Origin of the sequence: Okeania sp. SIO2B9, from assembly GCF_010672505.1 — a bacterium.
Classification (GTDB): Bacteria; Cyanobacteriota; Cyanobacteriia; order Cyanobacteriales; family Microcoleaceae; genus Okeania; species Okeania hirsuta.
The window spans coordinates 1-1,701 of sequence record NZ_JAAHGK010001488.1 but is presented as its reverse complement, the minus strand read 5'-3'; the positions used below and the strand labels follow the sequence as shown (position 1 = coordinate 1,701).

The following is a 1,701-nucleotide window of genomic DNA, read 5'->3' as shown; positions in this document are numbered from 1 at the left end:
TTTCAATTCCCCTACTCTGTAGGGACGTTGCATGCAACGTCCCTACAGAGTAGGGGAATTGAAGAAGGAGACAGGAGACAGGAGACAGGAGACAGGAGGAAAATTATATGGGGATTCGCTCCCCCAAGTAATGCGTGAACACCCCCGTTGACGGTGGGGTATTAAACCCACAAAGAAAATGATAATTGATAATTTATGGATAATAATTAATTTGATTTTTGATTATTGGAGATGTTTAATAGAAAATCTGTATTAAGATAAAGTAATTTTGCGATTACTGTATAACCGGATTTTATATCATCCGCTTTTTCCCCATTCTCGTTCCTGAATTTCCACAACTTCCTCAGGCTGAGGACGGAAGCCAAAAGCACATACCGCGTCCAAAGATACGATCGGGGGTTCTATAAGATTTTAGTTATTGGACACCTCCTGCAATTTGTAAATATGCCAGCGCACATTGCTATATGATTTAAATGCGTAACAATTTAGCACTACGGATTTAGGGCCTGGAGATTTTTTAATTTTGCTTCCTGAATAATTCCGCAGGGAAAAACTTAGTTACAGATTAATTCTAACTTATGACTTGCCTATAGCGCTATAATATTTGCCCAATATCTATACAACTTTATCAAATCTTTATAATCAAGGGTGTTTTTGATAAAGATTTGATGAAGATTGTTGCTTTTGTGAATATACAGGTTGATATCAGCTTTTATTTATGTCTATACTGTGAACAATTGATTTTGCTGAGAAAGTAATTTCAATAGGGGGTGCTTCACAAAGATGAAATATTAACTCAAGGTAATTTACGATTATGGATCAACAGGAATTTCCTCAAGTAGAGACGGATAAAGAGGATTACGCACCGGGTGAAACGGTGACTATTAGCGCTACTGGATTTGAACTAGGTTCAACGATTAAGTTTGAGATTGAAGATGACCCTACTGATCCTGGAGATGATGGGGATGTGGATGCATATGATCCTATTGAAGTCACTGATGGAGGTGAAGGTGACCTGGATGGTATGGAGAATGGTCAGGTAGTGACTACCTGGGAAGTACCGACAGATAATAATGGTACTGGCTTGGGTCCTCCAGATGCGTTGAATGCAACGTTAAATTTGACGGCGACTGGGAGTAATGGTCAGGTTGCGACAACAACCTTTACAGATTCTTTTCCCGCCAGCGCTCCGTCACTCACAGAAATCGGGGAATATCTCGTTATTGCAATGGGAGATGATGGCGATGTCGGCCGGGCTTTCCAGATGTCAAATTCGGAGATTGGTGCAAATCGGGATGTTCTCTCTGATAGCAGTGACCCAGATTTCTCTGTAACCGATGGAGGATTTCCTAATCTCCTGGATGTATTTAAGGATCGCAGCAGTAGCGGTACTCGTTGGAATACCAGTACAAACCCAAATACAGTTTCCGTTTCAGATGATGGTAATCTTGAAGTAGTTAGTCCAGGAGAGGTTATTGACTACTCTGGTGAAGTTGCCCTGACATCGGACAATGGGCGCTTCGACTTTTCCAACTCCTTAGTTTTTGCTGATGTTGGTATTCAAGGGGTTACCAACAACCATAAGGGGGTTGGTAAGGGGGTGCTGGTTTCCCCACTCCTCCACAGGGTGGGGCGGAAAGCACCCCCTTACATAAATAAATGTTGATCCGCTTCGATCAAGATGTTTGTCTACCTCCCGAC

1 protein-coding gene is annotated in these 1,701 nt (G+C 41.9%); it reads left to right on the top strand.

Annotated features, from left to right (window positions below):
* Window positions 1-877 precede the first annotated feature (877 nt).
* Window positions 878-1,666, top strand: coding sequence for a hypothetical protein (locus tag F6K13_RS31935; protein ID WP_287289711.1), 789 nt, complete (start codon window positions 878-880; stop codon window positions 1,664-1,666).
* Window positions 1,667-1,701: the final 35 nt, after the last annotated feature.